Below are 15,175 nucleotides of genomic sequence, written 5' to 3'. Positions count from 1 at the left end.
AGCTCTCATTAAATTTCTTCAGCGATTTCCAGAGCTTTGGTCAAAGCCCCCAATTTGTTATAGACTTCCTGTAATTCATTTTCAGGTTTAGATTCCGAAACCACGCCGGCTCCCGCCTGGTAATGCAATTCATGGTTTTTGCTTACAAAAGACCTGATGATGATGGCATGGTTGAAATTGCCTTCGAAATCCATAAATCCAATGGCACCTCCATAGGCGCTTCGGTTCACGTTCTCCAGTTTTTCGATCAGTTTCAGGGCCATGGGTTTTGGAGCCCCGCTAAGGGTTCCCGCCGGGAAAGTGTCGGCCACGATCTGCGGGGTGGGAACCTGCTCGTCGATCTTTCCAGTTACTTTGCTCACCAGGTGGATCACATGGGAAAAGAACTGTATTTCCCTGTAGGTTTCAACTTTCACGTCACTTCCATTACGGCTAAGGTCATTTCGGGCCAGGTCAACCAGCATCACATGTTCTGAATTTTCCTTCTGATCGGCAGCTAGTTCCTTCGCGATTTCAGCATCTTTTTCATCGTTCCCGGTTCGTTTAAAGGTGCCGGCGATGGGGTGTATCTCGGCTCGTCCCTTATTCACTACCAGTTGAGCTTCAGGAGAACTTCCAAAGATCTTGAAATTCCCATAATCAAAATAGAACAGGTAAGGGGAAGGGTTCACATTTCGGAGCGCCCTGTAGACATTAAATTCGTCTCCCTTGAACTTTTGAGAAAACCTTCTTGAAAGAACTATTTGAAAAACGTCACCTCGATGGCAATGTTCTTTGGCCGTGCGAACAACTTCCATATATTCCTCATCGGTAAGATTGGAAATTGGGTTATCAGACCTATTAAAATTGTAGGTCGCGAAATTTTTCACCCTTAAGAGTTGTTCGATCTCCTCTAAACGGTCTTCCGACTCATAACTATGATCAAAGATGTAGGCTTCGTTCTTGAAGTGATTGATCGCAATGATATTCTGGTAAACCGCGTAATAGATATCAGGGATACTTAGATCATCACCTTTTGATTTTAGGTCTACATCCTCAAAATAGCGTACCGAATCGTAAGCTATATATCCAAAAAGGCCATTATTGATGAATTTGAAATCTGAGGAATCTGCCTGGAACTTTTTTGAAAATTCCTGGATGGCTGCTGGGATCGAGGTGGCCTTCGTCACATTTTCCTTTTGGATGCTTCCATCAGGAAAGCTTTGGATGATCTCTTCTTTCTCCAGCTTGAAAGAGGCGATAGGATTACAGCAGATGTAGGAGAAACTATTATCACTCGCATGGTAATCACTACTTTCCAACAGCAGGCTGTTAGGATATTTATCCCTTAGTTTTAGATAAATGCTCACCGGTGTGATCGTATCGGCGAGGATCTTTTTATAGCTGGTTTTTAATTTGAACATAAAACCCTGGATTTTTTGAATAAAAAAAGGCTTGTCGTGAGACAAGCCTTATATATTAAATAATTGAATGGCAGTTTAGCTCACGAATTTCGACGTAAGTTATTCCACCACCAGTTATGTGCTTTCATTGTAAACATGGCTTCAAATATAGAAACGAATTTTTTCTAAACAAACCTTTTTCTAATAAAAAATCCCGGAAGCTTGTTCCGGGATTTTAATATTTAGAATTTTAGATCGACTTCTAATTCGAAGTTGTCATAGATGGTCTTGTCTCCAAGGTTGTCAAAGAAACTTCCTGAACCGTATCTAACGTTATATTTTGAACGATCGATAGTTACTTCGGTTGTCGCTTTATTTCCATTCATTTTAAGGTCGAAGGTAATTGGGTGGGTTTCATTCTTAATCGTTAGATCTCCTACGATTCCATACACACCGTTTCCTTTAGAAGCTGCACTGGTAATTACCAGCTTCGCAGTTGGATGATTCTCTACTCCGAAGAAATCATCAGATTTAAGGTGGCCTTCCAATTTAGCTTTATTCTCTCCTGAAAGATCTGTCACCTCGATGCTGCTCATATCCATTACGAATTCACCTCCAACGATCTTATCATCTTCCATCATGATATGTCCGCTTTCCAGTTGGATGTTCCCGTAATGAGATCCGGTTACTTTTTCACCTTTCCATTTAATGGTGCTCGCGTCAACATCTACTTCTTTTTTGGTGTTGGTAAACGCTAAAGTGGTCAACACCATTACGATGGCTATTCCGCCTTTTAAAAATCTGTTTTTCATGGTTTTCATTTTTATTTAGTTATTAAATTATTTCAATTAAATCTGATTTTGCTTTTCTTACTTTGGTCAAATGCTGATTTTGATCGGCTTCACTTCTGTAGCCAACAGGGGCAATCACTGCCGTAGTTAGATTCTTTTCTTTCAATCCAAGAATCTCGTCGAATTTTTCAGCATCGAAACCTTCCATTGGGCAGGTGTCTATCTTCATGGTTGCTGCTGCAGAGAGTAAGTTTCCAAGCGCGATATAAGCCTGTTTAGCTGCCCAGTTGTTCTGTACTTCGGGAGACAATTGTAGCGTAGTGCTTTTGATCATGTCTTCCATTCCCTTAAGATCTTCCCGATCAATATTCCTTGTTTCGGCAATATTATCCAGGTAGGTATCTACATAAGCCTCATCAACCGATCTTAAATTTGCAAATACGATTAGATAAGAAGCATCTGTTATTTGAGTTTGATTCCAGGCAGCAGCTTTCAATTTTTCTCTTGTCTTGAGATCTTTAACTACAACCACTTCATAAGGCTGTAAACCATAAGAAGAGGCGCTCAACTGAATACTTTCAAGTAATGCATTAAGGTCTTCCTGGCTTAGTTCCTTATTTGGGTCGAATTTCTTGGTGGCGTATCTCCAGTTAAGATCTTCAATGTAGGTGTTTTTCTCTTTAACTTCTAAGTTCATTTAATTTAGTGTTTAGTGATATTATTTCTTTTTCATTTATTTTTTTGGCGATATCCTGTTCATGGTTCTGTACCAGGGGATCAAGTTCTTTTAAGAGATCTAAACCGTCCTGGGTGATCCTTATTTCAACTTTTCTACGATTTGATGGGCAAATAATTCTTTCGCAAAGTTTTTTGTCTACCAGTTTATCTACAAGTCTTGTGGTATTGCTCATTTTGGAAACCATTCTTTCCTGAATAGTGGAGAGGTTGGCTGGCTTTCCTTTTTGACCACGCAGAATTCTTAAAACATTGAACTGTTGACTGCTTATATCATAGGGCTTTAGAATATCTGCCAGCCTTTCGTTCAGATAATTTGCGGTAACAATTATGTTCAATACCAGCTTTTTGATCTCTGGCATATTATTGGTCTTAAGCAATTCTTCAATATTCATTTGTATAAACAACATTTGTATGTACAAATATAGGTTCAAATTTCAATTTCCGGTTTAATAATATGTTAAAATTTGAGGTGACGGGTCTCTGAAAAGCTCATACATTTATATTTACAAATCCAATTAAACTTATGATACTATGAAAGATTTAACTCAGGAAGAATGGCAGGAAAAATTAAAAAAGGATAAGAATGCCGTGATTCTGGACGTACGTACAGATGAAGAGGTAGAGGAAGGATATATCCCTAATGCCAAGATAATAGATATATATAAGGGACAGGGTTTTATTAATGAAGTAGAAAAACTCGATAAATCGAAGAATTATTATATATACTGTAGATCTGGAAAGCGTAGCTCCCAGGCCTGCACTTTACTGGATCAAATGGGGTTTAATGAGACCTATAATCTTTTAGGAGGTTTTTCTGAATGGGAGGGGGAAACCACCACTCCATAGGCTGGAGATTCAAATTTATTATATCAAATAACTGAAAGCCACATCTATAAGATGTGGCTTTTTTTTATGGAATGTTCAATTTTATGAAAAATAAATTTGCATTATATCTTACAAAACGTACATTTAACCGATCTATTAACCTTTTTTTAACCTAAAACTTAAACAAATGAAGTTAAAATCACTCAAATTATTGAGCACAGCTGTTATGTCTGCTGCTCTCTTTTTTTCCTGTAACCAGGATCAAAATCCCAATGCAATAGAGGAGGAATCTCAAATGGTCGTTCCTTCCGATTCTGATATTATTCCAGGACAGTATATTGTTGTTTTTAAGAATAATGATGAAGTAAAAGCTTTTGAATCTTACCAAAAATCCCAGGACAGGGTGAAAGCTGTGGCCAATAAATTAATGATGGATGCCGGAATTAAAGGCGAGATCCTTCATGCTTATAGTAAAACAATTAATGGGGTTACGCTTAAATTGAATCCTGCAGATGTAGAGAACCTTAGAAATAGTGATAAGGTTGCCTATGTTGAAGAAGACAGGCTTGTAATTTTCGCTCCACCTTGTGGAACTCCAAATGGAGCTCCATGTGATGGAGACGGTGGAGGAGAGGATCCAGATCCTTCCGGCCAGGAAACTCCTTATGGAATCACACGTGTAAACGGTGGCGTAAGCTATACCGGTTCTAATGTTGCTTATATCCTGGATTCTGGTGTAGACCTGGATCATCCTGATTTGAATGTAGATGCCTCAAGAGGTTTTAATGCATTTACTTCTGGAAGAGATGGAAAATCTCTTGATGATGGAAATGGTCACGGTACTCATGTTGCGGGTACGATTGCAGCTGTTAACAATACAGTAGGTGTTATTGGTGTAGCAGCAGGAGCAACCGTGGTTCCTGTAAAGGTTCTTGACAGCCGTGGTAGTGGTTCTTATTCTGGTGTGATAGCCGGTGTGGACTTTGTAGGTGCTAATGGAGCAAATGGAGATGTGGCCAATATGTCTCTTGGAGGTCCTGTTTCTCAGGCTCTTGATGATGCTGTGGTTGCAGCTGCTTCTAACGGTATTAAATTTGTTCTGGCAGCTGGGAATGAAAGCGATGACGCAAATAATCATTCTCCGGCCCGTGCAAACGGAACTAATGTATACACCATTTCTGCAATGGACAGCAATGATAACTGGGCATCTTTCTCTAACTATGGAAATCCGCCGGTAGATTACGCTGCTCCTGGAGTATCGGTTAAGTCAACCTGGAAAGATGGGAATTATAATACCATTAGTGGTACTTCAATGGCGGCACCTCATGCAGCAGGAGTTCTGCTACTAGGAAACGCTGGTACAGATGGAACCGTTAACGGTGATCCAGATGGAAATGCCGATCCTATTATCGTTCACTAATATTCTCAATTTTAATAGATCTTTAAAAGCACCTGTTTAGGTGCTTTTTTACTTTGAGATACTCAAATTGATTTTTTTACGTTAAAAACATATGCCGAAAACTTTGATTGGTTTTTTAAATTGATATATTTAAACCCGAATTGCCGCTATTTATACTATGATCATGAATAAAGCTTTTTATCTACTTGTACTGGGATTATTATGTTTTTCTATTAATTCTAATGCACAGGAATTTAGTTTTGGAATTAAAGGAGGAGCCAACTATGTAATGGGAGGTCAGATAACCGGAAATAGCTCAAACGGTCTTTACTTCGATGGAACCGTTGAGGCCGATCCTGAATTCGGTTTTCATGGGGGAGCCTTTTTTGAAGCCAGGTTTGGTAAATTTTTATTAAGACCTGAGTTTATTTACAGTGCGATGAAAACTGAATTTGGATTTCCTACCGCACCATCGCTCTATGAAGTGGATAAAATAAGTGTCCCCCTTTTAATAGGATATAATATCTGGGGGCCGATAGATATCTATGCCGGGCCAGCTTATCAGAACATTCTTGATTCTTCCCTTGAGGGAACCGAACCGCCTAACCAGGTGATCGTAGCACAAAACACCCCTCTTGCAGCTCAGGCTGGGATCAAAGCCAGTTTCGGGAGGTTTGAAATAGATTTCCGATATGACAGAACTCTAGCCTCAGAAGAATCACTCGAACTGGATATCGTTAACAGCGATTACGGGATTAACAGGGCTACTTTTGACGATACCCGTTTAAACCAGTTTTTAATCAGCCTTAGCTTTAAAATATTCGATACTGCCGCAAATCCCGGAAGGAGAAAAGGTGGTTGCTACTTCTAAAAAGAAGAATTTATATAAATTAAAAAGGGATGGTCTATTAAACCATCCCTTTTTTTGTTGGTTAGTTTTAAGAATAAGATGAAACATTTATTTCCTAGCTATGCGCTTACTCTAAAACCAAAACTTTGAATTCATAAAGTTATAGTTATTTTTTTACAATTCCTATAGAGGGAATACCCCCACATTTTACAATATTATTCGCCTGGTTCCAGAATTTCGGTGTTCTTGACCTTTTCCTTTTTTCGCTTTACAAATTCCTGGATGTCTTCGAGAATTAAATACAGGCAGGGAACTATGATCAGTATGATTGAGGTTGCAAAAACGATCCCGAAACCAAGAGAGATTGCCATAGGAATTAAGTAATAGGCCTGGCTGGAAGTTTCCAGGATGATAGGTGTTAGCCCTCCAAAAGTGGTCATAGTTGTAAGCAAAATTGGTCGGAAACGCCTGAGTCCTGCTTCATGTATGGCGTCATATACCGTGACTGTATCCTTTTTGCGTTTTTTATTCGCATAGTCGATCATGATCAATGAGTCATTCACTACCACTCCAGATAGTGCAATTACACCCATTAGACTTACAATAGATAGGTCATATCCTAAGATTATATGTCCTATTACTGCACCCACAATCCCAAACGGGATGGCGAACATGATAATAAGCGGTTGAGTGTAGCTGTTAAACGCGATGGCCAGCAAGGCATAAATGATCAGCATCGCCATGGAAAAACCGCTCCAGAGCACAGAAGTAGATTCCCGCATGTCTGCCTGGCTACCCTCAAAGGTCCAGGTGACTCCCGGGTAATCGCTCCTGAGTTTAGGTAGCACTTCGGTTTCAATAGATTCCAGTACCTGGTTAACGGCATTTGAGGGTTCCACGTCCATTCCCACATTTACAACTCGTCTTCCATCACGCCTGTTAATGCTGGTAAACGCTTCTCGCTGTTCGACTTCTACCACATCCATTAAGGGAACTTCCATGCCTTCAGGAGTTCGAATGATAAAATCTTCCAGATTCTGAATATCCCTTCGTTCTTCCAGCGGTAATTTCACACGAACCTCAATTTCATTATCTCCCCTTAATTGCCGCATGGCCAGGGCGCCAAAGAAAGCATCTCTAACCTGTTGTCCAACCTGGGTTGAAGTAAGTCCCAGGTTTCGGCCTTCCTGAAGCAGTTTAAAATCATACTGTAACTTACCTTTGTTATAATTATCGCTTACATCCCTTGTATTCTCAAAACTTTCCATAGTATTAAGAAAGCTTTGGCTGGCCTTTTCCAGCACGTTGATATCTGAATGGCTAAGATCCACGCTAATGTCCTGCTGGTAACCACCGGGACCTCTTTCGGCCTCAAAGGTTATCTGGTCTACTCCCTCGATCTCCCCGATATTATCCCTCCAGAGAGCGATGAGTTCCTTGGCGCTCATATCTCTTTGATCCGGAGGGAGCATTACGATCTCAACATCGATGAAATTCTGCCCTCGAACATTGGTTTTAATTCCCTCTGCAACCTCGTAAAGATTATGCTTATCGAACATTTCACGGGTAGATTGCGTAATATCTTCAGCAACTTTGGCAGCCTGAAGGGTAGTGGTGCCAACAGGGAGACGCACACCGGCTTCAATCTCATCTGCAGCCACCTCCGGCATCATGATCATCCCCATATGATCGCTGAAGCCGTAACCACCAACCATAAGCAATAAACCTACGGCAGCACTTAAGGTGATATACCGGTGTTTAAGGCATTTATCAAGGAAGGGGCGATAATACCTGTCGATGATAAAATTGAATTTTTTTGCAAATTTCCCCTGCCAGCTTTCCAGTTTGGCTACCCAGTTCTTCTTTTTCTTTTTTTCTGAAAGGCTCGCGAGGTGAGAAGGGAGGATAAAAAGCGCTTCCAGCAGAGAGACAGCGAGGATCACAATCACGACAACCGGTAAGGGCCACCAGAATTTTCCTGTTTCCCCGGGCATGAATAGCAATGGAACGAACGCGATGATGGTTGTAATAATACTGAAGCTAACCGGCTTGGCTACATCCTTAGTACCTTTTATGGCAGCTTTCATATAACTGTTACCCTGTTGCCTGTATTCAAAGATATTTTCTCCTACCACGATCGCATCATCAACCACGATCCCCAGTACCACCAAAAAACCGAACATGGAGATCATATTGATGCTTACACCAATCATGGGCAGGAATATTATTCCTCCAATGAATGAGATAGCCATACCCATCATTACCCAGAATGCCAGCCTGTATTCCAGGAATAACGTCAGTATAAAAAGAACTATAACAATGGCCAGTATGCCGTTCTCCGTTAGCAGGGAAAGGCGTTCGCGGTAATCTTCGGCCCTGTTACTGTCTATCCTGTAATTCACTCCCGGCGGTAACTGGAACTCATCCATGATCTTCTGGACTACCTCCGCGATTTCCAGGGGAGACTGGTTTCCAACGCGAAATATTTCGATATCTACTGAAGGGGTTTGATTAAATTTGCCATGGTACCCGGTCTCTTCAAAGCCGTCGGTTATCGCGGCAATATCGGCCAGGGTGACCTTAGCTCCTGATGAAGATGAAACTATCGTTATATTTCCAAATTCCTCGGCCCACTGTTTACGCTCCTGCATACGCAGAAGGATTTCTCCAGACTGGGTCTCGACAGCACCCGCTGGAACATCTTCACTCGAATTGGCGATAAGGTTAGCGACACTACCCAGGGTGAGATTGTATTTTCTGAGATCGTTACGGGATATTTCCACATGGGTCACAAAATCGGGGACATTTCCTATTTCAACCTGGGTGATCTCGGGATTGCTTAAAAGGCGGGTGCGTAGGCGTTCCACCAGTTTCCGAAGGGTCCAGATATCCACATTTCCATAAAGAGCGATCTGCATCACATCCTGTTGCCTGTTCTGAAGATTGACCTGTGGCTCTTCGATATCATCTGGGAAAGTACGTATGCGGCGAACGGCCTGGTCAATATCCTGGAATGCTTTCATCCTGTCTGTCCCCGCAATGAGCTCAATAACGATCTCTCCAGAGCCTTCGTTAGCCGTGGAAACGATTTCCTTGATCCCCTGAACACCCCTAATCGCTTCCTCCACCGGAAGAAGGATGCCCTGTTCAACTTCAGCGGGAGCAGCGCCTGGATAGACCACGTTCACATTCACATAATCGAGCTGGAATTGTGGAAATACTTCTTTTTGAATGGTGAACATGGTGTAAATACCTGCACCAAGCAATATGATCATCAGTAGATTCGCGGCAACCGAATTTCTTGCCATATAACCTATCGCACCTTCCTTTCTCGGTTGTTTTTTTTCTGACTTCCCCATTCCCTAATTTTTACTGATCCCCTTTTTCTCTCCTTCCAGCGAATCCATGGCTTCTGTTCGAAGCCTGATCCCTTCGGTTACCGTGCTTAGATTGGTGAGTACAACCTTGTCGTTCGCATCCAGCCCTTCTCTTATATAGGCATATTCTGAATCGGTCAATGCTATTTCCACCTGCCGTATCGAAAGCTTGCCATCCTGCATGACCCAAACCGTTTCATTCGTCCTAACAAGGTCTCTGTCCAGCCTTATCACATCCTTAATTTCTTTTGCCTGTATGTTTGCCTCCACAAAAGTACCGATCATCAGGCGAGGTATATCATCTTCAGCTTCTCTTCCCAGCGGGTCGGGTACTTTTATAAGAACCTGTGCAAGACGGGTTTGGCTGTCAAGTGCTCCAACCTGTTTATCCAGGAAACCAGTCCTGGAACTGCCTTTTGGCCATGCAGAATTATTGTTCAGGATCACTTCAGACCCTTTTTCTTCTTCCGAGTCCGGGAAATCAAGCCAGGCAAGCTTATTCACCGGGATGGCGAGATTGACCCAGTAATAATCGGTGCCTACCAGCCTGCCAAGGTTATCTCCGGGCGTCACCTGTGAGCCCAAAGTAACATTCTGGGAAAGGATGTGGGCGTCAAACGGTGCCCTGATGCTCGTTCTTGACAGGTTGATCTCGGCCTGTTCTACGGCAGCTTTTGCAGCCTGAATCCTTGCCTTAACAGCATTTAGCTGAGGTTCTCTAAGTACAAGTGATCGCTGGCGATTAGAAAGTGAATCGCCACCAACCAGCTGCAGATCCTGTTGGGCAACTTCCTGCCTTCCCATTTCCATCTCGAGATCGGTTTCTGCCTGCAGGAGTTCACTTTTTCTAAGGTCTAATTGATTTCTGAAATCGGAAGGATCTATTTGTAATAGCAAAGTTCCTTCTTCAACAAATCCACCGGGTACAAAGCGATCTGATCGTTTAATCACCTGGCCACTTACCAGGGGGCTCAACATCACGTCTTCCACGGGCTGTACCGTGCCGGTAGCCTGAATAACCGGGGTGAAATCGCCTTTTTCAATAGCAGTGACCTGAACAAGCATGGCCATTTGTTTACTGGCGCCTTCCTGTTGAGCGGTAGGTTCGGTCATAAAGACCAGGATGGTCACGGCCGCTGCTGCCAGTAAAATTCCTCCACAAATGATCAGTATCTTTTTAGTAGACATATAAAGTTCTTTAGTTAAACTGGGGTTCTTCTACTTCTTCCAATTCTAATCCACCTGCCAGTGCACGGTACAGAGATATTCTTATTTCTATTAGGTTTTGCCTGGCGGTGATGAGATCTCTCTGTAATTGCTGTTGTTCTCCTAATGCCAGGAGAACATCAAGATATTCACTAAGCCCGTTTAAAAATTCTGTTCTTAACTGCCGGATGGTCTTTTGCGATAATTCTAATCGGTCTTCCAGAATCTGGATGCGTTCTTTTTGTTTTTCTTCTCTAATCAGTGCGTCTTCAACTTCTCTAAAGGAAGTAAGTACCGTTTGACCATACTGCAACAGCACCTGTTCCTTGACGGCCTCGGTCCTGCTTACTTCAGCTTTCAATCTTCCCCCGGTAATAAGCGGTGCGAAAAGATTTCCCGAAAGTGTATAGGCCCAGTCGTTAAAGATATTATTGAAATTGTTAGACCTGGCCTGTCCCTGGAGATTAAGGGATAGCCGGGGATATTTATTTCTGATGGCTACGGCCATATCACGATCGGCTGCGAGAACCAGGTTGTATGCCTGTTTTACATCGGGACGTCTTCTCACCAGTTCCAGCGGAAGGCCTGTCTGGGGTAATTCAGGAAGTCTCGGAAAACTATCGGTCTTTACCATCAGTTCGTTTTGAGCGGGTTTGGCCAGTAAAAGGGCTAACTGATTTTTTAAAATCTCGATATCGGTTTCATAGATCACCTTTTGTTCCCGGGTGTTCTGAAGCAACTGCTCCTGCCTGAGAATATCCACCGCACGAATTTGCCCCCCGGTAAATCTTGCCCTGATAAGCCTTGTGATCTCTTCATTGGTCTGGATCTGGTTTTCGGCGAGTTGCAGTTGTTGCCTGGCTGCAACTAACCGGTAATAGGTCAATGCAGTTTCTGCCGAAATACTAATAGCAGCCGCCTGATAATCATAATAACTGGCCTGCGCCCGGTATTCTTCGGCTTCAATACCCGCTCTTATCCTTCCCCATAGATCCACTTCGTAAGAGGCTGAAAGACCAATTTGGGTGTTCTCACCACCAGCGAAATCAGGTTCCGGCCGGCTGATTCCCGATCTTGCTTCAGCTGAAATATCTGGGATCAAAAAGGATTTTTCACGCTTGACTACGGCCATAGCCGCAAGAAATCCCTGCTGATTCGCGGCCAGGCTCAGGTTATTTTCAAGGCTTCGTTCAATTATGCTGTGCAAGGCTGGGTCATCAAAGCTCGTCCACCAGGTATCGGGTAAATCCCTATTTCCTGAATTTGAGAATTGCTGTGGATTCTCGATTGGTGCTTCCACATCTTCCAGTTTTGGAGCGCAGCCAACCATAAAAACAAGTATGAAAATACATATCCGCTTAGCGTAGGATATATTATTTGAAAGCCAGCCGGCTTTATCTAAAATGTTAGACCTGAGTGAAATATTCTTAAGTTTTTAAACACATAATTGTACGTTTTTTAAAGTTACAATTTATTTGGGAAGGACACCTCCGGAGCTTATAAATGAGATCGATGGTGAAATAGATCACTATCACAAACAAAAAAAACCCTGCCATCTGGCAGGGTTTATAGTTATGTGAAAAGAATGCTTAAGGCTTAACTTTCGAAAACTTAACTTCTTCTCCCTGTTTATTTAAAAGGATTACTTCATCAAATCCCATGTCTTTGAACTGCTGGAATTGTGTAGCAGCATCACCAACGACCAAATATGCCATTTTAGACTCATCAAGTAATTTGTTGGCTAATTCCTTATGTTGTTCAAGGGTCATCGAGCGAATCACATCTTCTTCTTTCTCGATGTATTTTGGATCCAGGTCATACGCGCTCATCTCCTGAAGCATCCCCAGTAAGGATCCCTGGGTTTCAAAACGACGGGCGTTAGATTTGATCAACGCGTTCTTGGTGAATTCAAGATCTTCCTGAGATATACCTTCTTTGTATTTCGAGATCTGGTCTCTGAATATCTCTACCGACTCCCCGGTTGTGTTGGTCCTTACACTTGAAGAAGCTGTAAAGGTTCCAGGTATTTTGGACCCGGAAAATCCTGAACGGGCTCCGTAAGTGTATCCTTTTTCTTCTCTCAGGATCAGGTTTACATTTCCAGAAAATGAACCACCTAACTTATAGTTCATAACTTCAGCCGGATAGAAATCCTCGCTGGTTCTTGGAAGGGCAACATAGCCTATATTGATCACCGATTGCTTCGCATTTGGAATATCAACGAAATATAAAGAAGCCTTATCCCTGTCATTTTTAACTTCAAATTCAGGCATTTTCACTTCTTTAGCTTCCCAGTTGCTTTCCATTTCTGAAATCGCAGCAAGAGCTTCCTCCTTGTTTAAATCTCCCACTACATGAAAACGACTTACTGAAGGTGAAAAATAATTATTGTAATAGTCCTTAAGATCCTGCATAGTGATAGACTTTACAGACTCCTCGGTGCCTAAAGTTGGATGCGCGAAAGGATGATCTTCTCCGTAAAGTACCTTATCGTACACATTACTTGCTATCCTGTTTGGATCTGCTTCATAACGCTTGATACTATTGATGGTGCTTGTTTTGATCCTTTCCAGTTCCTTTTCATCCCAACGAGGCTCAAGTATGATCTCTCTAACAAGATCCATCGTTGCATCGAAATTTCGCTTCAGGGTATTTCCTCTAATTACGATAGATTCATCGGTAGTATACATATTGATGCTGGCTCCCAGAAGGTCGATGGCCTCTTCCAGTTCAGCCGGTGTTTTGTTGGCGGTTCCTTCCATAAGGATGTCAGACATCAAATTGGCTACCCCGTTCTTATCAAGATTATCCAGCAGGTGACCACCTTCCAGCACAAGGCTGAAGTTAACCAATGGCAATTCATTTTGCTCGATACCGTAAACTTCAAGTCCGTTGTCCAGGTTTACGCTCCAGGATTCCGGAATGTTCAATTCTGGAGAATCTCCTATTTCGGGCTGAACAGAACGGTCAAAACTTGAAGGCGTCTTTTTGATCTCCTCGTTGGATTCTGCGACCTCTGTTTCAACATTTTCAGTGATCTCCTCTTCCACGACCTGGGCTTTTTCCGAATTTTCAGCAATAAGATCCATTTCACCTTTAGGTACGAAGCTGGTAAGCACAAATGGCTTATCCTTGATGTATTCGTTATAGACTCTCATTACGTCTTCTTTGGTCACAGCCTTGATATTCTCGATATCTTTGGAAATGAAACCGGGATCTCCGGCGAAAACATCATATTGAGCTAACTGGAAGGATTTTCCTAGTACGCTGCTTATCCCATTATAAAAATCGGTCTCTAGACCAGCCTTGATACGCTCGATATCGCGTTCAGTTACTCCTTCTTTTTCGAAAAGTTGGAAGGCTTCCTGTATTCCGGCCTCAACGCTATCCAGGTCTACACCTGAATTCGCGGTAACAAGAATTCTGAATTTACCAGCGATCTGGTTGGCACTGTTAAAAGCGTAAGGTTGAGAAGTGAGCTCTTTTTCTTCAACAAGAACCTTGTACAATGGAGCTTCCTTTCCGTCTGAAAGGATTTCCCCAAGAAAGTTAAGGGCATAGGCATCCTTGTTATATTGTTCTACTGCTGGCCATACCATGTTAAGCTGAGGCGCGGTAGCAAAATTATCTTCGTGGTAAAGGCGCTTGGACTCTTCAAGGCTTACATTCTGAACTTCAAGCGGCTCAACCTCCTGACGTTTTTTGATCTCACCGAAGTATTTTTCTACCATTTTTTTGGTTTCCTCCTCGTTGAAATCACCTGCGATTACCAGAGTTGCATTGTTAGGACCATAGAATTTATCGTAGAACTCCTTTACGTCTTCAACAGTGGCATTCTGAAGATCTTCCAGTTCCCCTATTACCTGCCAGCTATATGGATGACCTTCAGGAAAAAGATTCTTGTCTATTACCCAGCTGGTATGCCCGTAAGGGTTATTGTCTACCCTTTGGCGCTTTTCATTCTGAACGACTTCCTGCTGGTTAGCAAAGGCCGATTTGGTTACGGTATTGATCAGGTATCCCATTCGGTCAGACTCCAGCCACATGACCATTTCCAGTGCGTTTTTAGGAACTACCTCGTAGTAGATGGTTCCATCCTGCCAGGTTCCTCCATTCAGCGTTCCACCTACATCCTGTATCTTTTTAAAGAACTGGTCTTGCGGAACATTTTCCGATTCCTGGAAAAGCATATGCTCGAATAAGTGAGCAAAACCGGTACGTCCCTGTTTTTCCCTGTTAGAACCTACGCCATACTGTATGGCTACAGATACGATCGGGTCTGATTTATCCTGGTGTAGTACAACGTTAAGGCCGTTATCGAGTTCATATTTTTCATATTCGATCGATAGACCTTCTTCTGCTGAATCTTTATTTTCCTCTTTTTCATTGCAGGAAACAAAGGAGATCAGCATGAACGATAGCATGATGGCTATCGGTTTAAAACTGATGTTAGTCATAAAATGATTTTTAATTAATGTTTGCTAAAATACTTAATTGATTGCGAATGATTTGACTAAAATATTGAATTAGTGTTACAAAAAAATTTGATTTAATCATGATTCATTATTTAGATTGAAATTCATAAAAGCAGTAGGCTATTTAATTGG

11 protein-coding genes are annotated in these 15,175 nt (G+C 42.2%); 3 read left to right on the top strand and 8 right to left on the bottom strand.

The features are described from left to right. Positions 1 to 8: 8 nt before the first annotated feature. From MKO06_RS15830 to MKO06_RS15815, 4 genes are all read right to left on the bottom strand, one after another. Positions 9 to 1,403, bottom strand: coding sequence for an anthranilate synthase component I family protein (locus MKO06_RS15830; RefSeq protein ID WP_241552234.1), 1,395 nt, complete (start codon positions 1,401 to 1,403; stop codon positions 9 to 11). 221 nt (positions 1,404 to 1,624) lie between these two features. After that, complete coding sequence (locus tag MKO06_RS15825; protein WP_241552233.1) at positions 1,625 to 2,194, bottom strand: YceI family protein; 570 nt, start codon at positions 2,192 to 2,194, stop codon at positions 1,625 to 1,627. 22 nt (positions 2,195 to 2,216) lie between these two features. Beyond that, positions 2,217 to 2,870, bottom strand: coding sequence for an NAD(P)H-dependent oxidoreductase (locus MKO06_RS15820; RefSeq protein ID WP_241552232.1), 654 nt, complete (start codon positions 2,868 to 2,870; stop codon positions 2,217 to 2,219). Continuing rightward, positions 2,854 to 3,303 (bottom strand): MarR family winged helix-turn-helix transcriptional regulator, encoded by a 450-nt coding sequence (locus MKO06_RS15815; RefSeq protein ID WP_241552231.1) that lies wholly within the window; start codon positions 3,301 to 3,303, stop codon positions 2,854 to 2,856. The genes MKO06_RS15820 and MKO06_RS15815 overlap by 17 nt, the downstream gene beginning before the upstream one ends. 139 nt (positions 3,304 to 3,442) lie before the next feature. On the opposite strand from MKO06_RS15815, the gene MKO06_RS15810 reads away from it, so the two are divergent. The 3 genes from MKO06_RS15810 to MKO06_RS15800 all read left to right on the top strand — a co-directional run bounded on the left by MKO06_RS15810 (position 3,443) and on the right by MKO06_RS15800 (position 6,006). Continuing rightward, positions 3,443 to 3,757, top strand: a complete 315-nt coding sequence (locus MKO06_RS15810) for a rhodanese-like domain-containing protein (protein ID WP_241552230.1) — start codon at positions 3,443 to 3,445, stop codon at positions 3,755 to 3,757. Positions 3,758 to 3,923: 166 nt separating this feature from the next. Then, a complete protein-coding gene (locus MKO06_RS15805) occupies positions 3,924 to 5,156 on the top strand; it encodes a S8 family serine peptidase (protein ID WP_241552229.1) in 1,233 nt (410 codons plus the stop codon). Between the two features lie 163 nt (positions 5,157 to 5,319). After that, on the top strand, positions 5,320 to 6,006 hold the full coding sequence (locus tag MKO06_RS15800) for a PorT family protein (RefSeq protein ID WP_241552228.1): 687 nt from the start codon (positions 5,320 to 5,322) through the stop codon (positions 6,004 to 6,006). Between the two features lie 194 nt (positions 6,007 to 6,200). On the opposite strand, the gene MKO06_RS15795 is transcribed toward MKO06_RS15800, so the two are convergent. From MKO06_RS15795 to MKO06_RS15780, 4 genes are all read right to left on the bottom strand, one after another. Then, a complete protein-coding gene (locus MKO06_RS15795) occupies positions 6,201 to 9,344 on the bottom strand; it encodes an efflux RND transporter permease subunit (protein ID WP_241552227.1) in 3,144 nt (1,047 codons plus the stop codon). Between the two features lie 3 nt (positions 9,345 to 9,347). Further along, positions 9,348 to 10,550, bottom strand: coding sequence for an efflux RND transporter periplasmic adaptor subunit (locus tag MKO06_RS15790; protein WP_241552226.1), 1,203 nt, complete (start codon positions 10,548 to 10,550; stop codon positions 9,348 to 9,350). Between the two features lie 10 nt (positions 10,551 to 10,560). Further along, entirely contained in the window at positions 10,561 to 11,898 is a 1,338-nt protein-coding gene (locus MKO06_RS15785; protein ID WP_256946196.1) for a TolC family protein, read from the bottom strand. 259 nt (positions 11,899 to 12,157) lie between these two features. Then, positions 12,158 to 15,025 (bottom strand): M16 family metallopeptidase, encoded by a 2,868-nt coding sequence (locus MKO06_RS15780; RefSeq protein ID WP_241552224.1) that lies wholly within the window; start codon positions 15,023 to 15,025, stop codon positions 12,158 to 12,160. Between the last annotated feature and the right edge of the window lie 150 nt (positions 15,026 to 15,175).

Source organism: Christiangramia oceanisediminis (assembly GCF_022570735.2).
GTDB lineage: Bacteria > Bacteroidota > Bacteroidia > Flavobacteriales > Flavobacteriaceae > Christiangramia > Christiangramia oceanisediminis.
Note: the sequence above shows the minus strand (reverse complement) of the source record. Positions and strands in the feature narration are given on the sequence as shown.